Annotated in this window: 18 protein-coding genes; 5 read left to right on the plus strand and 13 right to left on the minus strand. The window is 54.2% G+C overall.

The window, feature by feature from the left end; all coding sequences use genetic code 11:
• Positions 1 to 6: 6 nt before the first annotated feature.
• The 6 genes from ccoS to AC23NW_RS29220 form a co-directional block, all read right to left on the minus strand.
• Positions 7 to 168, minus strand: a complete 162-nt coding sequence (gene ccoS, locus AC23NW_RS29195) for a cbb3-type cytochrome oxidase assembly protein CcoS (protein ID WP_071501907.1) — start codon at positions 166 to 168, stop codon at positions 7 to 9.
• Between the two features lie 115 nt (positions 169 to 283).
• Positions 284 to 964 (minus strand): hypothetical protein, encoded by a 681-nt coding sequence (locus tag AC23NW_RS29200; RefSeq protein ID WP_293842012.1) that lies wholly within the window; start codon positions 962 to 964, stop codon positions 284 to 286.
• 10 nt (positions 965 to 974) lie between these two features.
• Entirely contained in the window at positions 975 to 1,337 is a 363-nt protein-coding gene (locus AC23NW_RS29205) for a hypothetical protein (protein WP_487454026.1), read from the minus strand.
• Positions 1,338 to 1,617: 280 nt separating this feature from the next.
• Positions 1,618 to 2,073, minus strand: a complete 456-nt coding sequence (locus AC23NW_RS29210; protein WP_293842007.1) for a YybH family protein — start codon at positions 2,071 to 2,073, stop codon at positions 1,618 to 1,620.
• A gap of 63 nt (positions 2,074 to 2,136) precedes the next feature.
• Positions 2,137 to 2,649 carry a YMGG-like glycine zipper-containing protein gene (locus tag AC23NW_RS29215; protein ID WP_293842004.1) on the minus strand — a complete coding sequence of 171 codons (513 nt, stop codon included), beginning with the start codon at positions 2,647 to 2,649 and terminating at the stop codon, positions 2,137 to 2,139.
• A 265-nt stretch (positions 2,650 to 2,914) separates the two neighbouring features.
• Positions 2,915 to 5,629: a cation-translocating P-type ATPase gene (locus AC23NW_RS29220; RefSeq protein ID WP_487454028.1), complete on the minus strand. Its 2,715-nt coding sequence runs from the start codon at positions 5,627 to 5,629 to the stop codon at positions 2,915 to 2,917.
• Positions 5,630 to 5,795: 166 nt separating this feature from the next.
• Here AC23NW_RS29220 and AC23NW_RS29225 point away from each other — a divergent pair, with 166 nt between their 5' ends.
• The 3 genes from AC23NW_RS29225 to AC23NW_RS29235 all read left to right on the plus strand — a co-directional run bounded on the left by AC23NW_RS29225 (position 5,796) and on the right by AC23NW_RS29235 (position 9,856).
• Positions 5,796 to 7,007, plus strand: a complete 1,212-nt coding sequence (locus tag AC23NW_RS29225; RefSeq protein ID WP_487454030.1) for a hypothetical protein — start codon at positions 5,796 to 5,798, stop codon at positions 7,005 to 7,007.
• 159 nt (positions 7,008 to 7,166) lie between these two features.
• Positions 7,167 to 8,831 (plus strand): hypothetical protein, encoded by a 1,665-nt coding sequence (locus tag AC23NW_RS29230; RefSeq protein ID WP_487454032.1) that lies wholly within the window; start codon positions 7,167 to 7,169, stop codon positions 8,829 to 8,831.
• Between the two features lie 53 nt (positions 8,832 to 8,884).
• The gene (locus AC23NW_RS29235) at positions 8,885 to 9,856 is read left to right on the plus strand and encodes an FAD:protein FMN transferase (RefSeq protein WP_487454034.1); all 972 of its coding nucleotides are present in this window, start codon (positions 8,885 to 8,887) and stop codon (positions 9,854 to 9,856) included.
• A 40-nt stretch (positions 9,857 to 9,896) separates the two neighbouring features.
• Here AC23NW_RS29235 and AC23NW_RS29240 read toward each other — a convergent pair whose 3' ends face one another.
• From AC23NW_RS29240 to AC23NW_RS29260, 5 genes are all read right to left on the minus strand, one after another.
• A complete protein-coding gene (locus tag AC23NW_RS29240; protein ID WP_487454035.1) occupies positions 9,897 to 12,092 on the minus strand; it encodes a PepSY domain-containing protein in 2,196 nt (731 codons plus the stop codon).
• An 8-nt stretch (positions 12,093 to 12,100) separates the two neighbouring features.
• Positions 12,101 to 12,589 carry a DUF2271 domain-containing protein gene (locus AC23NW_RS29245; RefSeq protein WP_293843162.1) on the minus strand — a complete coding sequence of 163 codons (489 nt, stop codon included), beginning with the start codon at positions 12,587 to 12,589 and terminating at the stop codon, positions 12,101 to 12,103.
• A gap of 4 nt (positions 12,590 to 12,593) precedes the next feature.
• A complete protein-coding gene (locus AC23NW_RS29250) occupies positions 12,594 to 14,066 on the minus strand; it encodes an ankyrin repeat domain-containing protein (protein ID WP_487454037.1) in 1,473 nt (490 codons plus the stop codon).
• A gap of 359 nt (positions 14,067 to 14,425) precedes the next feature.
• A complete protein-coding gene (locus AC23NW_RS29255; protein WP_487454039.1) occupies positions 14,426 to 15,550 on the minus strand; it encodes a C40 family peptidase in 1,125 nt (374 codons plus the stop codon).
• Entirely contained in the window at positions 15,547 to 16,815 is a 1,269-nt protein-coding gene (locus AC23NW_RS29260; RefSeq protein ID WP_487454041.1) for a serine hydrolase, read from the minus strand. Before AC23NW_RS29260 ends, AC23NW_RS29255 begins: the two co-directional genes overlap by 4 nt.
• Positions 16,816 to 16,962: 147 nt before the next feature.
• Here AC23NW_RS29260 and AC23NW_RS29265 point away from each other — a divergent pair, with 147 nt between their 5' ends.
• Positions 16,963 to 17,217 (plus strand): hypothetical protein, encoded by a 255-nt coding sequence (locus AC23NW_RS29265; RefSeq protein WP_487454042.1) that lies wholly within the window; start codon positions 16,963 to 16,965, stop codon positions 17,215 to 17,217.
• Here AC23NW_RS29265 and AC23NW_RS29270 read toward each other — a convergent pair.
• Entirely contained in the window at positions 17,157 to 18,293 is a 1,137-nt protein-coding gene (locus tag AC23NW_RS29270) for an aminotransferase class I/II-fold pyridoxal phosphate-dependent enzyme (RefSeq protein ID WP_487454044.1), read from the minus strand. The genes AC23NW_RS29265 and AC23NW_RS29270 overlap by 61 nt on opposite strands.
• A 3-nt stretch (positions 18,294 to 18,296) precedes the next feature.
• Positions 18,297 to 19,328, minus strand: a complete 1,032-nt coding sequence (locus AC23NW_RS29275) for a dipeptide epimerase (RefSeq protein ID WP_071502304.1) — start codon at positions 19,326 to 19,328, stop codon at positions 18,297 to 18,299.
• 148 nt (positions 19,329 to 19,476) lie between these two features.
• Between AC23NW_RS29275 and AC23NW_RS29280 the strand changes: the two genes are divergently transcribed.
• Positions 19,477 to 20,670 carry a putative sugar nucleotidyl transferase gene (locus tag AC23NW_RS29280; protein WP_487454046.1) on the plus strand — a complete coding sequence of 398 codons (1,194 nt, stop codon included), beginning with the start codon at positions 19,477 to 19,479 and terminating at the stop codon, positions 20,668 to 20,670.
• The last annotated feature ends 1 nt before the right edge of the window (position 20,671 follow it).

A 20,671-nucleotide genomic window follows, 5' to 3' on the forward strand; every position in this document is an offset into this window, starting at 1 on the left:
GAGTAATTATAGGACGGAAGAAGGATTTTCGTTATCGTCGAACAGGATCCGGACCGAAGGCGTGTAGTCGTCGTCGAATTGCCCCCGCCGGACCGACCAGACGAAAGCACCCAGGAACCCCCCGGCTACAATCAGACTAAAGGTGATAAGTACATAGATAGCAGCCATAGCTTTGTCGTTTTGGATACACAAAGCTACCGCCCGCCCCTCTGTGGCTACATGATGGGTATCAGCGGCGAAATATGATATTAATCAGATAAGTATGCGGCGTGTGCCGGTTAGGTTACGCGAGGTTGTTCTGGTTGTATTTGCTGACCCAGAAGCTGCCGGTCGCGAAGATGCAGAGCAGGATGTAGAGAATCTGGTTGGTTTTCCAGTAAAAGTCGAAGCGCTCGGCCTCGTGTTCGGTGAAGGCGTACTGACTGAAAAGATAAATGAAGAAGGTGCCTGTACTATAGAGCAGCAGCCCGGCACTGAGCCAGAAAAGCGGATAAACCAACAGATTGCGGACCCGTAGCTGGGTCATCCACCACGAAAAGGTAATAAGGATAATTACGATAATCATCAGCCGGAAAATGGCATGGCCGAACGCCGAAAACTCATTGGCTTTCAGGTCGATCCGGAAACTGATGGCGACGGATACAAAGGCCAGGCCCGTCAGCAGGCGAATCCAGAAGCGTTGGGTGGGGAAGGAGGCCGCCTGATCATAAATTCCGCCCAGGAGGAGAATGTCAATCAGGATCGATCCGTTGTAGATGTGGAGATTGTGCCAGCCGTTCAGGGCGTACCAGATCGTCAGGTTGATTTTGAGGAAGGACAATAAAAAATAGATCACTGCCAGCCGGATTGCTTTTTCTTCGTATTGCCAACGATAAAAACCAATCACGACCGGCAGTAATACCAGTATGTCTTCAATGTAGTCGAGGGGATATTTTTGGGCACTGCTTAGTATAGTATCCCACATAAACGATTAATTATTGACCTCCTGAACAATGTGTGGGGCATGGCATCCCATCGCCGTAGGTACCGGAATCGTCATCGCCCGGCATATCCTTTAATCCGCCAGGTACGCGGTGAAGATCATTTCCGTTTTTATCGATTCCTACCAGAATCAGGCTTGGTTTATCGTCATGGCGACCGTAGTAAATACGGATACCTTTGCATTCAGTATTGCTGAAAATCTGCTCAAACATTTCCTTGCTGAACGCCTCAGCGTTAATGCGGGTGGCTGGATCCGGAAATTCCTTCTGGTATGCCTCAATACGGGGGCGCACTTCGCCTATTTTAAATTGCCGGCCGGCGCGGTCAAATGGGAATGGGTCTGTTAGGTCTTTCACTGTTTCAGGAATTTAGTCGTATTTTTCTTCAAATATGTATCAATAATGCACCTGTCAATACAATATATGAAGAAAAGCCGTAATTTTCCCGGGCTGAATGCGTAGTTTTACGTAGTAAGCTTACCCGAAAAACACCGAATTTTATCATCGCGTAGTTATGCGCTAAAATACGGCTTTGGGCGGCCTTACTTTTGCAAAGAACTTACTGGAAAGACATAAACTATAATTTCTCATCTCATAGGTTAGGTGAAAAGAGCCGGAGCATTGCACCGGCTTTTTTTTATCGTTTCACCTGAACCGGCAAGTCTTCCAGCTGGGCGTAACTAAGCTTCCAGGTATTATCATCCCCTTTTTTCCAGAGCAGCATAAAATTCCCTTCGCCGATGCCGTGCGGCTGGTCGGGCGTTTCCGGCAATACATCGACCGAGAAAGTACCGGCTTCGTAGGCTGTTTTTTCATCAACGGTTGAGCTGATGACATTCGTTTTCAGGTCGTTGAGCGTCGGGAGCGTTTCCCGTACCCATTTGCTGCCAACTTCGGATTTTCCTTTATAATGGGCGTTACCCTGAACAAACTGGACATCCTCGGCCAGAAAGCCAATAATTTTGTCGGCTTCCTTGTTGTTCCATGCCGAAATAAACTGCTGATTCAGGTCTGTTACATTAACAGCGTCGCCCGATTTTGAGCAGGACGTTAAGAGGGCTGTTGCGAAAACAAGCCAAAGAAATGATTTCATGATGTTGAGCTTTTTGTGAATGATGAAAAACGGCATCCGGCACCTTGCCGGATGCCTGTCTGATTACCAGCTTTTCCGCCGGTATTCCGACGAACCATAGGGGGCCGACTGATCACCGACAGTGTTATTAGGCAGATAAACCGCCGTATTAACATAGGCCGCCGGACTGGCTACGGCGCTGTAGACCGGTGCCTGTGCAGCCGCATTGACCGCTGCATTAGCCGGTGTTGCCGGTAATGGTTTTTTAGCCGCCTCGGCTTTGGCAAGTGCGGCCCGTTCAGTGGCGGCGCGCTCGGCGGCAGCCCGTTCAGCCGCGGCGCGGGCACGGGCTTTGTTTTTGTTATCCTGATGTTTACCGATGGCATACCCGGCGGCTCCGCCGACCACACCACCTATAACACCACCAACTACACGGTTCCGTTTGTTGATAATGGCACCGGCGGCGCCACCGGCCGCTGCACCAATCACCGTACCACGAGCCTGCGGGCTCCATTTACGACGCTGCGCGAAGCTTGATACATCGACTGTTAGCACAAGGGCCAGTGTAAGTATGAATAAATTGCGAATCGTTTTCATCGTTTTTTGTCGTTTAAGTGCTGACTTACTTACGGTTATTGTTCAAACTGACCAGCTTACATGAAGGTTTAGGATTTTTAGTTTCCTGTCCTTCCGCCGGTACAAACCAGCTTATCCAGTGGTTGAACAAAAAGTTAGACACTACGAAGCCACCGGTTGTTTAACGCACCGCCGGTAAAAATCGATGAATTCTGCCGTCCGGTCGACAGACGCAGCGTCTTAATGGACGAATACAGCGTCTGCCGGCGGTCATAAAAGGCAGGTATTAATGACCCCAGCCGGTGACTTTCCGGAGCAGTTGAATCAGGACAACCGGTAGCAGGCCGGCTGCCAGAATCAGTTCCAGCGGGGCGGCTGTGAGCTCCTGAATAGACAGTACGTCGCGCAGGAAAGGCACGAAGTAGGTCAGCAGCAGGATGCCCAGACATAGCAGAATGGCTCCCCAGACGTAGCCGTTCCTTGTGATTTCGTTGGTAAACAGCCGCCGGAACGTTACATCACCGGAATACAGGTTAAATACGTGGAAGAGCTGGGCAACCGACAGGCTATAGAACGTTACGGTATTTGCTTCGGCCTGCGTAAAGCCCAGTTCGTGAATCCCGATCCAGAAAATACCCAGGACCGAAACCGTCATCGCCAGGGCATAGGCTACCACCAGCCGCCAGTCGGCCGCGATCAGGATCGGCTGTTTCGGGTCGCGGGGCGGTTCGTGCATCAACTGCCGGTTTTCGCGGCCGACACCCAGTGCCAGTGCCGGAAATACATCCGTGACAATATTGATAAACAGAATCTGAAGCGGTAGCAGCGGATTGCCGACGTTCAGAAAACCGGCGAAGGTAACGACGAATATTTCGCTGAGGTTACACGATAGCAGGAAGAGTACAAACTTGCGGATGTTCTCAAAAATAACCCGTCCCTGCCCGATGGCCTTCACAATTGACGCAAACGAATCATCTTTGAGGACCATGTCGGCGGTTTCGGCGGCCACCTGCGTTCCCCGCAACCCCATCGCAATGCCAATGTCTGATTTCTTAAGCGCCGGAGCATCGTTTACCCCATCACCCGTCATCCCGACAATGTCGCCGTGTTGCTGGTAGAGGTCAATCATATCAAGTTTCTGTGCCGGATTGACGCGGGCAAACACACGGCTTTCCATCAGATGCACTTTCTCGGCCTCCGATAGTTCGTCAATGGGTTTCAGGTCTTTGCCGGTGAGTACCAGCTTTTCATCCTCATCCACCAGTTTTACCTGCCGGGCAATGGTCAGGGCGGTGGCCGGATGGTCGCCGGTAACCATAATGACTTTGATACCGGCTTTGCGGCATTCTTCCAGCGCCGGGGTCACCTCCGTACGCGGCGGGTCCAGAAAACCGATCAGGCCCAGATAAGTCAGGTCGCTGCCGGCAAAGTCATCGCCGGGTTTGGTGTCCGTCGTGCGCCAGGCGAAGCCCAGTGTCCGTAGCCCGTCGGTGGCCATTTGCTCCGATACTTCCTGTTGCGTTTGGCGGGTCTCTTCATCAAGGCCCGTGCACCGCTCCATTACCTCCTCAATCGCACCTTTCACCGCGACGACGTATTTCCCGCTGATAGCAGGCATCCCGGTCGGCTGACCGTCTTTTACTTCGTGCAGTGTCGCCATGATGCGGGTGTCGGAGCTAAACGCTTTTTCCGCCTGTCGTGTTAACTGACTTTTGAGCGTGTCAATATCGTTGCCGGCGCTGTATGCCCATTTAAGGAGCGCCACCTCAACCGGATCCCCGATTTCTTTGTGAGGCTCCTGGTCGGTGTCGTAATCTGCATTGTTGCACAGGATACCGGTCAGCATCAACAGCCGGCTGTTTTCTGTTGCAGGCAGTTCCTGGTCACCGTCAACAACAGCTGCTTTCCGGGCAGCGGCATCAATCTGAAGCGCAGCGTACCCCTCCGGTGTCTGGATGGCATGGACTTCGATCCGGTTCTGCGTGAGTGTGCCGGTTTTATCGGTAAAAATAACGTTGGTGCTGCCCAGCGTTTCTACTGCCGACAATCGTTTGACAATCACCTTTTTTCGGGCCAGCCGGAGCATGCCGTAGGCCAGCGCGATCGTTGACACTACCGACATCCCCTCCGGAATGGCGGCAATGGCCAGCGCTACCGACGTTTTAATGAGCGATTCCGTTTCTTCGCCACGCAGCAGTCCCACACCCAGAAAGAGGATGGCCAATCCGAGCGTCACCCAGATCAGGACTCTGGCCAGCGAATCGAGTTTTTCTTCGAGCGGAGTAGCCGTCCGTTCGGCTTCTTCGACCATCGTGGCAATTTTGCCCAGTTCGGTATCCTGCCCGATGCCGGTAACGACCGCCTTCCCGTTGCCGGCCGTCACGGCGGTACCCTTAAACAGCCGGTTGTGCTGATCGCCCAACGGTGCATCGGCTTCGGGTATACCAGTCTCCTTGGCTACCGGCAACGACTCACCGGTAAGCGACGATTCGTTGACCTCAAGCTGGTTAATGTCGAACAGGTTGGCGTCGGCCGCCACCACGTCGCCGGCTTCCACGATCAGTACATCGCCGATGGTCAGCTCTTCGGAGGAGATTTCATGAATGCGACCGTTGCGCAGCACGCGGGCGGGGGGCGTGTCCATTTGCCGGAGCGCTTCCATCGACTGCCGGGCGTTCCATTCGAGCACAAATCCGGTGATGGCGTTAATCAGCACCACGGCAATGATGGCCCACCCCTCAACGGTATCTTCCAGCACAAAGGAAATGATGGCCGCAGCGGCCAGAATCCAGACAATAACGCTGTTAAACTGCCGGACGGCGATCTGAAAAGCCGACTCCCGTTTGGCTTCCTGAAGCGCATTCGGGCCATGTTCGTCAAAACGCTGCTTTGCCTCAGCGTCAGTCAATCCGCGCTGCAGATCGACCTTAAAGTGCGCGGGTAAATCAGCTACCGGAATCTGATGCGGTAGCATAGGGGGATTGGAAGCCATGGTTGTCATAACGCGTGTATAGAAGTAGTACTAAACTAACGGGATTTGGTATATGAAGATTAGTAATGTGGCTTTAAATACAAATTTGTCACTACTTGTTACTGTATAGTGCATATCGTGTTAAGTTTTAGTAGTTTTATTCATTCATGTAATTCCGTAATCCGACAAGATCATTATGAATCCTGCAATACCTTTTTCCATGCATACGGATGGAAGCAGGCCTGCCGAAGCCACGATCCCTACCTATGTCTATGCCGTCGTTTTTTCGTCGCTCTGCATTGTCTGGGGCTTACTCTGGGACATCATGTGGCACACCAGCATTGGCCGCGACGGCCTGCTGTCGCCGCCGCACCTGCTGATTTATGTCGGCGCGATCGTATCCGGCCTGTTCTCGGGCTACAAAATTCTGGACCTTACCCTGCGGCGGAATCATCCGGAGCGGGCCGGAGCCGTGCGGTTCTGGGGCATCTTCTACGGATCACTGGGGGCGTTGTACTGCGTTTGGGGCGCCATTGCGATGCTGACCTCCGCTCCGTTCGACGACTGGTGGCACAATACCTACGGACTGGATGTCCAGATTCTGACGCCGCCGCATACGGTACTGGTGCTGGGAATGATGTTTGTGCAGTTCGGGGCGATGATCGGCGTACTGGCCGTTCAGAACAAATTCCGCGACCGTGCACCCGAAACCGAGGCGCAGCAACAGCAGGCACAACGCCTGAAGGTACTGTTCGGTATTTCGGCCGGTCTGCTGCTGGCGGTGTTGTTTACGCTGCTGTCGGAGCAAATGGGGCGTTACGATGCCCACAGCTCGTCGTATTACAAGACGGCGGCCATTTTCTTCCCGATTTACCTGCTGGCCGTTGGCCGGGCCTCGTTGCTGCGTTACCCGCTTACGACGATTACGGCCGTCTACATGCTGGCTATGCTGATTCCGAGCTGGATTCTACCTTTTTTTCCGGCAACGCCGAAACTGGGACCGGTCCTGAACCCGATTACCCACTATCAGGCATTTGTCTTTCCGCAGCTCCTGATTATTCCCGGTTTTCTGCTCGATAAACTGATGCACCGCTACAGCGGTAAGGTCAATGACTGGCTGCTGGCATTGCTGGCCGGTGTGCTGTTTGTGGCGGTGTTGTCGGTAGTACAGTGGAACATGGGCACATTTCTGCTGGAGTCGCCGCTGTCGCGTAACCGCATTTTCCTGTCAACATCGTGGTATTATGGCAGTGACCCGACCTGGGAGTACCGGTATAAGTTTTACCCCAATGATGAGGACACGCTGCCGGTATTTCTGAAAGGCATTGCCATTGCTATGGTCTATGCCGTGGCGTCGGCCCGGATCGGTTTGTGGTGGGGCAACTGGATGAAGCGGGTGCAGCGTTGATGTGTTGTATCTTTTTTGTCATGCTTTCCTCCCCCTGCCCCCTCCAAAGGGGGAAAGCTCCGCGTGCTGTTCCTTACGGAGTCAAAGCGCCGGCCGGTTTCCCCCTTCGGAGGGGGTTGGGGGAGGCTTTTTAAATAAAACAATAACATTCGTTACCGAATGAAACCATACATAAAACTAGTCCTTTTCCTGATTTGCCTGCTGCCGGTTGCGGTACGGGCGCATGTCGGCAGCTCGGGTGTGATTGTCCAGAAGCAGGCCGGTAAATACCAGCTGCTGATCAGCGTGAATCCGCCGGACGTAGTACCCGGAACCGCTAAAGTTACGGTCATCGTGGAGAGCGGCGAAGTTCATTCAATCATGGCGCGGCCGGTTTATTTCTGGTCGGGTGATGAAGGGGCGCCGTCGCACGATGAGCTCACCCCGGTCAAAGGCGCTCCCGGCCGGTTTGAAGGCGTGGTCTGGCTGATGGACTCCGGATCATCGAGCATCCAGCTGGAGCTGAACGGCCCCGATGGTAAGGAAATGGTCGTTGCGCCGGTAATGTCCATGGCAACGGCGCAGCGCGATATGCCTGCGGGAACTGGTGTCGTGCTGGCCATTCTGGGCATATTACTCGTTATTCTGATGGTGACAATCATTGGGGCCAGTACTGCAGATAGTGTCATTAAGCCAGGGGCGGCCGCACCGGCGCGGCTGGGGCGTAAGCGGCTGATTAGTATGGGTATTGGTGCATTAGTACTGGTCCTGATGCTGACCGGCGGCCGGTTCTGGTGGAACAGCTGGGCCGATAATTATCAGAACCGCCAGCTGTATAAACGCACAAACATCAACACGACCGTTGCCGTTAAGGAAGCCCAGCCGGTGCTGACGGTGCAGATTGATTCCAGCGACTTCAACAAACGGAGCCGCCGCCGCATGGTGAGCTTTATCCTGCCCGACCACGGTAAACTGATGCACGTTTTTCTGGTCCGGACGCCCGGCCTCGACGCCTTTGCCCACCTGCACCCCGACCGGCGCGATACGCTGAACTACGAAAGCAAACTGCCGAATTTGCCGGGCGGTAAATACCTGGTCTACGCCGATGTCGTCTACCGCAGCGGTTTTGCCGAAACGATGGTGGATACGGTAGCGATTCCGTCTGTAAAAGTATCGGCGGCACAGGCGGCAGCCCGTACCCAGACCGACCCAGACGACAGCTGGCTCGTGACCGAACCCATGGGCGTGAAATCAAACGCAATCGGTAAGCTCCATCTCGATGACGACATGGTGGCCTGCGGTAAGCCGTCGGCCAGTGTGAAGCTGGAGGATGGCTCAACCATGTTCTGGAACGATAAACCGGGGCCGGTCCTCGAAGCCAATCAGATGTATACGCTCCGGTTTGCCGTGGCGGATGAAGCCGGAAAACCAGCTAAACTGGAGCCGTATCTGGGCATGCAGGGACACGCGGCCATTGTGCGCTCCGACGGTACGGTGTATATCCACCTGCACCCTGTCGGGACCTACTCAATGGCGGCGGAAGAAACCATGCTGAACCGCATTGCCGATACAACCCGTTCGTTCAAATACCCCAATCCAAAGCAATTCCGCGACAGCATTGATGCGTATGTCGCGAAGCTTAAAACGTTACCCGAAGCCGAAAAAAACAAACTACTGATAAGCAGTATGCCGGCGATGAGCCATGCGATGAAGGCCAATAACATGGTTGAATTTCCGTATGCGTTCCCGCGCGCAGGGCATTACCGCATCTGGGTGCAGGTAAAACGGAATGGCAAGGTACTGACCGGGGTGTTTGATACGCAGGTGAAAGAGGCTCTGATGTAAAAAAGCGGGTTTGGCCTGAACCGTTTCGGGCCAAACCCGCTTTTTCAGGTAATATGAAGTATGTTTTGATTCTCTGGCTGTCGCTGCTGACGATTACGGCCCCGGCCCAGGTGCTGCGGAAGCGGACCGTAAAGCTCATGGGCAGCCGCTTCGATATTACCATTGTCGGCCGAGACTCGCTGACGGCTGAAAAGCGCATTGACGAAGTTATCGCGGAGGTGACCCGCATCGAATACCTGATTTCGGACTGGAAGGCGGAAACGCAGGTTTCGGAAGTAAACCGGCAGGCCGGCATCAGGCCGGTAAAGGTAGATGCCGAGGTCTTTGCCCTTGCCGAACGGGCCATTGCGCTGTCGAAACTGACGAACGGCGCGTTTGACATCAGCTTCGCGGCTATGGACCGCATCTGGAAATTTGACGGATCAATGACAGCCATGCCGACACCGGAAGCCATCCGGAAATCGGTCGAAAAGGTGGGTTACCGGAAAATCGTCCTGGATAAAAAAGCATCCACCATCTTCCTGACGCAGAAAGGCATGAAAATCGGTTTTGGCGCCCTCGGCGAAGGCTATGCTACTGACCGGTGCCGCGACATGATGCTGGCCAAAGGTGTTCAGGCAGGTATTGTCAACGGCTCGGGCGATATGAGTACGTGGGGCAAACAGCCTGATGGTTCCGACTGGCAGATTGGCATCACCAACCCGTTTCATAATGACACCCTGTTTGCCGTTGTACCGCTGAAGGGAGGGTCGGTTGTGACCTCGGGGAGTTATGAAAAATATGTGGAGTTCAACGGCAAACGCTACGCCCACATCATCAACCCGGCAACGGGCTATCCGGCCACCGGGCTGTGCAGTGTCACGGTGTTTGGGCCAGGCGCCGAACGCGCAAACGGCTTCAGTACCTCACTGATGGTACTTGGCAGGGAAGCTGGTCTCCGGCTCATTAACCGCTATCCCGCCTACAGCTGCATCATGATCACCGACGACGGCCGCGTCTTCACCTCCAAAAATCTGAAGTTGTAAGGCGACTCATGTATCACGGAATATCATTCCGTGTACAAGTTTAATAACAATCCGTCCGGATTTGATTCCGGGACTGGTAATAACTCACGGCCTGACCGGTCCGGTCCCGGCAAATCGTATCGAGAATGGCCAGCACATCTTTCTGCATGGCCAGTGAGCCGCACAGCATCAACACACCGCCTTCCGCTAATACCCGGCCGATTAACGTACGGTCGCGGGAAATCAGATCGCTGACGTACTGTCTTTCTCCCTCGCGCGAAAGGGCGACCGCGAGGGTGTCCAGCCTTTGTGCGGTGAGCTGCTGATCCAGAAACGGTTGGTAGAGGCCAAGCGATGCCTGGTTCCGGAAACCGCAATACAGGTAGCAGGGCGTCTGCGTCGTGTTCTGGCTGATCATACCGAGAAACGGGGCAATGCCGGTACCGTTCGAAATCATGACAACGGCCGGCGTGTTGACCGGAAAATGAAAGTGCGGGTTGCCGACAAGACGGGCGCGGATGGTTTCGCCGGCCGTTAACCGGTGCAGGAATCCGGAACCCAGCCCACCTTCGTGCAGCCGGACACTGAGCTGTATCTCATCACCCAGAATCCCAATCGAATACAGGCGCTCCCGATGGTCGTTAGCGGGGTAAATGGCCAGCAAATCGCCGGAGGTAACGCGGGCGGCCGATGGGCTTTTCAGCCGGATCAGGAACGTATCGTCGTTGGCGTCTGACGCAGAATGGGCCGTTACCTGTAGCGTGTCCAGCGTAGCCGGATCAATGGCCAGCGTTTCGGCCGCTACGTCAATCGGTATGCCCGCCTGCTGTGTCCATGCCTTGGTCCACAGACCAAATTCTGCCAGCGATTTATCATTGACGGTATGCACATCGACCAGCGGGGTAGCCCAGGGTTGCTGCTCCAGCCGGTTATGCACATCGAACGCAAATTTGCAGAAGTCCGGATAAGCCGTTGACCCGAAGCCGACTACCGAATACCGCAGCGGATTCGGCTGGGAGACGGTCGGGAGCAGGGCCTCGAATTTAGCCGCATTGGTTGGTGCGTCGCCCAGCCCGTAGGTCGAGGTCAGGATGATCAGATGCTCTGCTTTGGGGAAGGTCCGGTACTGGTTCAGTTCGGCGAGCCAGGCTTTTTCACCGCGCTGCACCAACTGCTGATGCACGAGCTGCGCAAACCGGTACGTGCTGCCATTTTCTGATCCAACCAGAATAATAAACCGGCTTTCGTCGGCCGTATGTTGATTTTGGGTCCGTTTTCCGCGCCGTTTCAGCGTAATAGCAAAGCCGGAGTAGATGAAAAACAGGATGTTGGCCGAAGCAATGGCCAGTATCAGGGCCCAGAATGTATTAGTCCGGCCGGTGTGCAGGTTCAGGCTCAGCTGGCTTAGCACGAGCGCCGTCGGATAGGGCGATTCGGTCAGCACATCGCCGGTCACCTGATTGACGGTGATTTCGCGATCGTTTAGTTTGAGGGTGTAATAGTCTTCCGCATCTTCGGAGAACGGGAAGGCAATGGTTTGCACATCGGCTAAGCGGGTGCTTTTAAAGACCGGCAGCTCAGCCAGCGCAAGAGCCGGTTTCGTCCGGATGGCGTCCAGATCAACGTCCAGCGACAGAACCTTTGTTGGTAGTAATTCGAAGCGTACCACCGACAGGTAGGTGCCGGTCAGGGCGATGATCAGGATGACCACGAGGGATAACCGGCCGAGTGTGACGTGGTAATACTGTGCGAAGTTTTCCTTGACAATCCGGGTGAAAAAACGCCTGACACCCCGTTGCCGCTGAATGATCAGGACCGTCCCGGAAATGGCAATGAGAACGAGCAGAAAGGCGGTCAGCCCCATCATAAAGCGACCGGCTTCGTGGTAGAACAGCGAGCGGTGCAGGGTTGTAACGGTCTGGAAAAACTCACTTTGCGCCGAAGGTTTACCCAGTATCTTGCCGGTTTTCGGATCAACAAAGGCAGTCAGGTTTTTGCCATCGTCGTCGGTCGCCTTGATCACCACAAACCGGTTATGATCGACGGAGAGTTCACTGATGTCGGGAAAGGCTTTTTTGAGGACCGGCAGGGTTTCGGCCAGCGTAATCTGGTCAACGTCAGCTGACCGGTAAGGCTGCTGTTTTTCCAGAATGGGTTCAACCGCAAGGATGATGCCGGTAACGGAAGCCAGTACCAGCAATAACGAAGAAGATACAGCCAGTAGTAAATGGCTGTATCTCCAGATTGAAATAGTCATTGAGTAAATCAGTTGTTTGCACTAAAGCGCACGTAGCGGATATAGCCCGTTCCTTCGCTTTTGGCCGCGAGGCTTTCGGTCGTCAGCGGAATTTCCAGATCGTTTACGTAGTACTTCTTATCCTCCACGGCGCTTTCGAACCGCAGCTTATACCCCGCATTTACTTTCGCATTATCAATGTCGATAACGCTGACGGTGCGGTCGCCGCCCGCTACCGACGCACCGGTAATGGCGCTGATGTTAGCTGGCTTTTTGGCAAAGGCCTTGTGCCACTCCTTTATGTCCGGATACCATTTTTTGTCGGAGCCCAGCACGTAGAGCGTCTTGTCGTATTTACCTTTCGGATCAATGATCGAGATGACCATATAGGCCCCTTCGCCCATGTAGTTCGTCATCTGAATCATGCACTTATACTTTGTCGTTTGCGCCGATGACGTCGCGGGTTTTACGAGCAGTAAACCCAGCATGAGCACAAAAATGCGGCAGATCGCAGCCATATAGTTATTTCAGGAAGTTAACGGATACTTTGTTTTTTGTCAGCGATTCGTTTTCGCTGGCCAGGTCGAAGGCGGTTTCGTTGAAGCTGGTCTGTGCTTCTTTTTTGGCACCGATCGACAGCAGATACTTCAGCATGTTATCGTCCTGCGACACCATGGCGGCTTTGTGCAGGGCGGTCAAGCCTTCTTTATTTTTAGCGTTGATATCAATCTGAAGGGCTTCCAGTTTTTTCAGCAGCTTAATGTCGTTTTTCGTAACGGCTAAATGATAAAGCGTGTTGCCGTTTTTCTGCGGTGCCGCCAGCGAAACGCCTTTGTCCTGCAACAGTTTCAGCTTCGCGTCGAAATCGGCAGCCTGCCGCGGGGTATATGACTGAATCAGGTGCGCCGCCAGATTGTCGCCGCTCTGATCAACTACCGCCACCGAGGCACCCTTACGGATCAGGTACTGCACCACCTCCGGCGAGTTGCTGCGTACTGCCATGGTCAGGGCCGTAAGTCCCTTCTGATTGGCCTGATTGATGTTTTTCACCTGTGGCAGCAACAGGGCGATGGTGGCTGTATCGCGGTTTGTTGCCGCTGCGTTCATGAATGCCGTATTCCCCTCGGCATCGGCTTTGTTTACGTCAACGCCTTTGCCGATAAAATAGGTAATAATCTCTTGCTGACCCGGGCGGCGGGCAATGGCGTGCAGAACCGTTTCGCCTTCCTTGCCGGTTGCCGTTGGCTTGAGGCCGAGGCTTTCCAGATATTGATACACCTCCAGATTAGCCGAGCTGCCGCGTCCGCCCTGACTGGCCATCAGCAGCGCATCGTTGGTGGCCGGGACGCCACGTTGCAGCAAGGTTTTGAGCACCGTGATGTTGCCGCCACGGGCCGCATAGGCGAAGGCATTGCGGCCGGCCGCATCTTTGCTTTTAATATCCAGCCCTTTAGCCGTGAAATAGTCCGTTAGTTTGAGCTCCTTGTCGTTGGCAACGGCTACCAGCAAGGCATTGGCACCGTCGTGGTTCAGGTCTTTTTTGAGATCGGCCCCTGCTTTCAGGCAAAGGTCATAAACAGCGGTATTTTGCTGACCACCGGCGGCGGCAAAGTTCAGGGGCGTCATGCCGTGGCTGTCACCAACATTGGCTTTTGCTCCTTTGGCAATCAGAACCTCCATGATCGCGGTGTTCCCCCGGCTTGCGGCCCAGTGCAGGTACGTCCGGCTGTCGTGCGTGATCTTGTCAACGGCGTTGCCGGGCTGTTCGAGAAGGTATTTGATGGTTTCGTCGGGAGCGCCTGCATTGATGGCCATTACGACTGGATCAAACGAGGACGGGTTCAGCTGCGACGGGCTGTTGCCTTTTTCCACCTCTGCTTTCACCTGACCGACATCCGGTTTGTTGCGCCAGAATGCCTGATCCAGTAATGTATTGGTCTGAGCCTGTGCCGATAAGGTAAAGATCGCTGCAATCGCAACAAGTAGCTTTTTCATGATCGTAAGCCGGTGAAATGCCCGTTTATATATGCTTGTTATTTAGACTAATTATAATGTGATGCAAATATAGGGGCTCCGGCTGAGAAAAAAAGCAAATACTGACAGAAATCAGGGAAAAGGGGAGGAATGAATGATGATGTGCGGGCACTGTTTGCTGACAGAGCCCGCTAAAATGAATAGACCACAAAAACGAATGCACCACACAGGTACATAGAAAACAAAGATTTCTGAAATACTTATGTGCTCTATGTGCCTGTGTGGTATGATACCATGTAATGCCTGCTGAGGGCTTTCCGTAAGATTATAAAATGGTGGTAGCTGACAGGAAGATATCGCTTCCCGTATGTTCAGCATCCTTACTGCCGCCCGGGCTCGATGATGCGTTTGGCGCGAAGGAAGCGCTTTAGCTCATACTCATCAAAATTCGGGGCCGACGGGCTCATGCTGCTGATCCGGACTTTGCCCGACGCATGGATAAACTCGTTGTTACCGATCCACATGCCTACGTGTACGACACGCTCCGGTTTTGCCTGAGTGGCCTGTTCACCGAAAAACAGCAGATCGCCGGGGCGCATTTGCGAAAAGTCGCCGTTTGGTGTCTCAACGGGTGCGCCCTCGTATACCTGCTGCGAAGCGTCGCGCGAGAGTTCAAGGCCGTTGAGGCGGTAAATAGTTTTGGTAAAGCCGCTGCAATCCATGCCTTTAACCGACGTGCCGCCCCACAGATACGGAATGCCCATCAGCGTCTTTGCGGTTTTCACCACCGACGTTTCCGTTGGTTTAGCGGCGGCCAGCCATGTTTTCAGGGGCTGGGCGTCGGTTTTAACGATATAGCCGGTGCGGCCGTCGGGATAACGCACCTGATAGAATTTCTTGTCTTCTTTTTCAACTACCAGCTGATCGCCCGCTACCAGATCCGACACCGTCTGCGACTCGCGGTCGGGCTGGCTGTAGCAAAAACCGAAAGGCTGGGTATAGATCACTTTGTCGGCCTGTTGCCAGCGGTCGAACTCCGCTTTGGTCATGCGCTGAAAACCACCGAAATCCACCCAGGCAATGTATTTGTCCTGCATTTGGGCGAGGTACCAGCCCCGTTCCTTGTCCCAGATCCGCAGCGGCATACCAAGCAGTGCCTGGGTGGCCAGTTCAGCAGCGTCGCGGGGCTGCGAGCGGAGATTGGCGACCGACACGTTAACCACACCATACACCTGCTCGCCAAGGACGGGCGCAGGCAGTTCCTGAATCTGGTCGGCCACGGTAGCGCCTTGCTGCCGGAGTTTAGTCAGGAGGGTTTGGTGAGCCTCGGGCAGGTTGGTTTTGCCCTTGAGCGTCCCTGCCGAATCAACCTCAATCTGGAAAATCGCTACCCGTTTGTCCGGGGCGTATTGTTGCCGGACGGCATCAATCGTCTGGGGTACCGTTTGGGCCAGTGCCGCTCCTGACAGGCAAAGGGCTAGAAAAAGGGCTTTTAGTCGGGTCATTGCTGCTTATCGTACGTCACCATAAACTTCCGAAGGTCGGGCCGTTCGGGGCGTTTGCGTTTGACATCATAGTCGTACACAACGCGGCCCAGGTTGGCCAGAAACGGATAGCCGATGGTATTGTAGTCGTATTTATCGTCATTAAAGATACCATCTGAGTTACAATAAATAACTGCCGACAGCATAAATTCAACGCCTTTGTCAAAATCGACGATGTAGGCATTGTCGAGCAGGTAGCCGTATGCCCCGCCGATTTTATTGAAAATCCGGATATTCTGCGGAATCTTTCCCTTGTTATCGCCGAACATAAAAAACTTGCCCGAGCTGTCGTGCAGGCTGGTATCCGCCCCGTAATTCGGGTAAGTGGTTTCGCGCGGTAACTGCGACATATACTGGTACAGAAACCGGTAGTCGTCGGTTGTCAGGTTGAACCGGCGTTTGGCCGGCACGGCCTCAGGAAACATAACTGCCCGGAGCATTTCCTGCTGATCGCCGAGGGCGAAGGCGTTCTTTTCGGTAAAATCGAAGGGCTGCCGGATCAGCGAGTCATTCCGCATAAACCCGGTACCCCGCCGGATGCTGCTGTCAGGTGTAAATGATTCGGCGCAAACCTGTGCCGGTTGGGCGTAGAGGGTCTGCCCGTTTTCCACAAACCGGACCGGGTTGGTCTGCCGGTTCTGATCAGCCGTCATCGACACCGACAACCGGTGCAGCATGCGCGTATCGCGGTACCCTTTCTGTTGCAGCTTCGTATTGAAATCGCACTGCCCGATAAATTCGTAGAGCCGGTTGAAGGCGTCGTTACTGCTAACCAGAAAAATCTTTTTGGCGTAATGCGCCACCGACGGCAGTCCGCTGGCCGACGACGGATCTTTGGTCGTAGCCGTCTGACGGGCATAGGCAGAATCCGTCAGCATCGGAGTATTGGCCGTCAGGGTGGGGTATTTGGCTTTCAGCTCGTTTATTTTTTCCAGAGATACCAGAACGGCGGGAAATTTTACCGTACTGGCCGGATAGACATAGCGTTTGCGGTCATACCGATAGTAGTAACTACGGAAAACGGGCCGGTTCTGCGGGTCACGGTTGATCTGGGTATAAATGATCTGCACATCGTACTTTGCGGGGTCCTGCAGGATCGGGCCGAACAGTTCCGGATTTTTGCGTAACAGATCGCTCAGCAGCTTATCGGTCTTCTGCGCCGCCGCTACAATCGGAAAAAGACCGGCGAATAAGATAGCGGAAAGAACTTTTATGAATGATTGCATAGGATCCGTTACTTTTTGGTAAAAAACATAGTCGTACAGAATAGAACGTTTATACTACCTGTCTGACGCTTTCTATTCATGTTGACATCGACCTGCTTAGCCGCTTCGTTTACCGTTATTCAACGCAGCGACCTGTACATACACCTTATGTCCCGGTCTTATCCGCTCAAACTGATCATCAGCCGGAACCTGAACCGGAAGCCCTGCGAATGCGGATTTTATATCAGCTCAGCCTTTCTGCATGGAAAACGAATTCAGACCCGGATAAATTTGTTCCGCCACCCTGATGAGCCCAATGTTTTTGAGTTTGCGTACGAGCATGCCTATTACACGCTGACGCTTCAGGATCTGTCGGCAACTATTTCGGAAATCACCTGCTCTGTGGGTAATTCCGCGCGGTAACGCCGGACGGCTTCGCCTAACCGGTCAATGTCTTCGGGCTCATGAAACGCGCTGATAACAATGCGCGTGTTGGCTTTATCGGCAGCGGTCGGATACGCAAACGAGTAAATACAAATTCCCTGTTTCAGTAAAAACGGATACAGTGCATCATCGTCTGTGTAGAAAACAGGGTAGTCCGGTGCTTGTTTAAACAAACCGGTCGGCAACAACCAGGTTTCGGCCAGCTGAATCAGCCGGCCTAGTTTGTCGTGTGCCTGTTGGTAGAGCGTACCAGCTTCGACATAGGCATTCAGGTAAGCGGGCGGAATGGGGGAGCAGCCGCCGAAAAACGCCGTGTGCCGGAGTGACGCAACAGGCTCCGCGCCGGCCAGGACAACACCGCCGGGCAATCCCATCGCTTTGGCCAGCGACGCCGTGACCACTACCCGTACGCCCGCCGGTTTCGGCAGGTGCTGCCAGATACCCCGCCGCTCGTGGCCCAGTACCCCCAGTCCGTGCGAGTCGTCGACTACTACCGTAATCGGCCGGTTTGTCGGCAGGCTAGCCATCCAGTCAAAGAAATAAGCTTCTGACCGGACGGCATCCAGGGAGTTAACCAGAATCACCACCGGTCCGTCGCCCTGCGCCAGTAATGCGGGCAGCCCCGCCACCCAGTCGCTGAACGGACAGCCGGGTAACGAAACTGTTGGCTCGTGCCAGAGCGCGGGGTGCGTATGCGGGGTGTATATAAACGTAACCGGACTGTTCACGCCCGCCCATGCCGAGGGGAGTTTCAGCCAGTTAATCACAGCCTGCCCCGCCATCATGCCCGATGAAAGCGTCAGCGCTGCCGGGGCACCGGCGAAGGCCGCCAGTTGCGCCTCGGCAGGTTCGTAAATGGCCAGCCGCAGGTTGCCGTTCCGCGAACTGCCGAAAACTGTCCCGTAGCGGGCCATTGCTTCCGTCATTAGTTGCCGGAACGACGGATGTTGGGGAAGGCCCAGATAAGCCGTACCGCTGAAAAAAAGATAGGGCTGCCCGTCGAGCGTTATGAAGCGGTCGGGCAGGTGGTCGATGGTATGAAAGGCCTGTTCCATCCGTTATACCGAAAGCAGTTGAGCACCCGTACCGTTTTCGGCGGCATAGATTACCCGGCCATAATCAAACGTTACCCCCGACGCCGGATCGTTGGTAATCAGCAGGGTACCGTCCATGTCAACATAATCGAGCAGGGGCAGCAGCTGACCGATGGCCGAAATCCCGACGCTGGTTTCGTTCATACAACCCACCATCACGCGCAGGTTATTGGCCCGCGCATTTTCAATCATCCGGCGGGCCGGTGTCAGACCACCGCATTTGGTGAGCTTGATGTTGATACCGTGGAAGTAGTTTATACACTTATCCACATCGTTTTCCACAATGCAGCTTTCATCGGCAATAACCGGCAGCACACTATGGGCAAACACCTGTTGCTGGCCCTCCCAATCACCGGCTTTCAGGGGTTGTTCGATAAACTCAACGCCGAGCTGCTGCAATTCAGGGGCGTAGGCAATGGTTTGCGCGGCCGTCCAGGCGCAGTTGGCATCAACGCGGAACGTGGCATCGGTATGCCGGCGCAGTTCGCGGACAATGGCCAGATCGTCGCTGGTGCCGAGCTTGATTTTATACAGCGGCCACGGCAATTCCTGCATCTTAGCCACCATTTTCTCCACCGTGTCGATACCAATGGTATAGTTCGTCAGCGGAATATTGGATGCATCCAGCCCCCAATAGGCGTAAAGCGGTTGCCCGGCCCGTTTCGCCATCAGATCGTGGGCGGCTTCATCCAGCGCACACTGGGCAAACGGGTTCTGTTGCAGCTGGGGGTGCGCCAGCGCCCACAGTTCTTCGGCGCTCTGCCATTGTCCTGACTCAATCAGGGGCCGGATCGCCGACAGGTCAGCAATCATGCTGTCGAGCGTAATGCCGTAGTATTTATTAGACGTTGCCTCACCGAAGCCACGGATCACCCGCCCGTCGGGCAGGGTATACGCCAGCTCAACAATCAGCGACGGCTGCACATCGCGGCTGTCGTGCGCAATGGTGAATGTATGCTTTAACCGGAGATCGTAACGGTGGAAACTAAGTTTTATCATATCGGGTGTCAATGGTTTCTGACGATTGATTAACAAAGATGTTAATTGTCGAAGAAATCGTTGGCACTTATGCTGAATAATTACGTTGCCGGTTTTGCCTTTGCGTCGTAAACCGGATATTTGCGCGGGACTTTTTACGATCTGCATGACCAACCTAATCTTATTTGACGATCCGACGATCCGCACCGCCTTACTGCCTTTCACGTTTACCCGTCCGGTAGCCAAATGCCGTGTGGGTATTCTGACCATCGCGGAGAAATGGGAAAAACGGCTCGGAACAGTGCCGTCTTATCTGACGCAGGATTATCTGCGGGTGACTTTTCCACAGATTGCCGGAACGGATAACCTGTATGTCAACGGGGCGCTGCTGGCGACTGATGCGCTGGCTGAAGCCGTACAGCAACTGGCTGTGGGTCAGTCACTGGTAAGCGCCGACGGGCAGTTGCTGGCGATCCGGACAACGGAGGTTTTCCGTGAGCAGCCGGTGGCCGGTGACGATACGGTAGTAGCAGCCGGCACGGTTGAGATGATGACGGGAATGCCCTCGTTTCTGGAGCATAACGGCCGTCAGATACGTGCCGATTTTGCGTTCCTGACCGCTGGCCGGCAATCACAGCCCATTACCGATCCGTTTACGCACTGCTACGGCACCGAAAATATCTTTATCGAAGAAGGAGCAGTCATACGGGCTTCCATCCTGAATGCCGAAAACGGTCCGATTTATATTGGCCGTGACGCCCGGATCAACGAAGGGTCGGTTGTGATCGGGCCATTTGCACTGGGCGAAAATTCGATTGTGCAGTGGACGTCAAAAATGCGGGCTAATACGTCGGTCGGGCCTAACTGTAAAGTTGGTGGTGAGGTAGGTAACACCATCTTATTTGCCTACAGCGCCAAGCAGCACGATGGCTATCTGGGGGATTCGGTTATCGGTGAATGGTGCAACCTGGGGGCTGATACGAATAACTCAAACCTGAAAAATGATTACGGCAACGTAAAGTTATATAGTTACGCTACGGGGAAACTCGAAGACAGCGGCCGGATGTTCTGTGGGCTGATGATGGGCGATTTTACCCGCGCCGGCATCAGCACCATGTTCAATACCGGTACGGTGGTTGGTGTGAGCGTCAACGTATTCGGGGGCGGATTTCAGCCAAAACATATTCCGTCCTTTTCGTGGGGCGGAGCCGCTGACGGTATTGTCGAATATCGCCTGGAGAAGGCGCTGCACGTAGCCGGAGAGGCCTGCAAGCGCCGGAATCTGGTATTGGGAGAGGTAGAAGAACAGGTGTTGCGGGCCATTTTTGACAAAACCAGACCGGATATTGCGCCGTCTTGAT

The sequence above is a fragment of the Arsenicibacter sp. R0_47 genome, assembly GCF_057652235.1.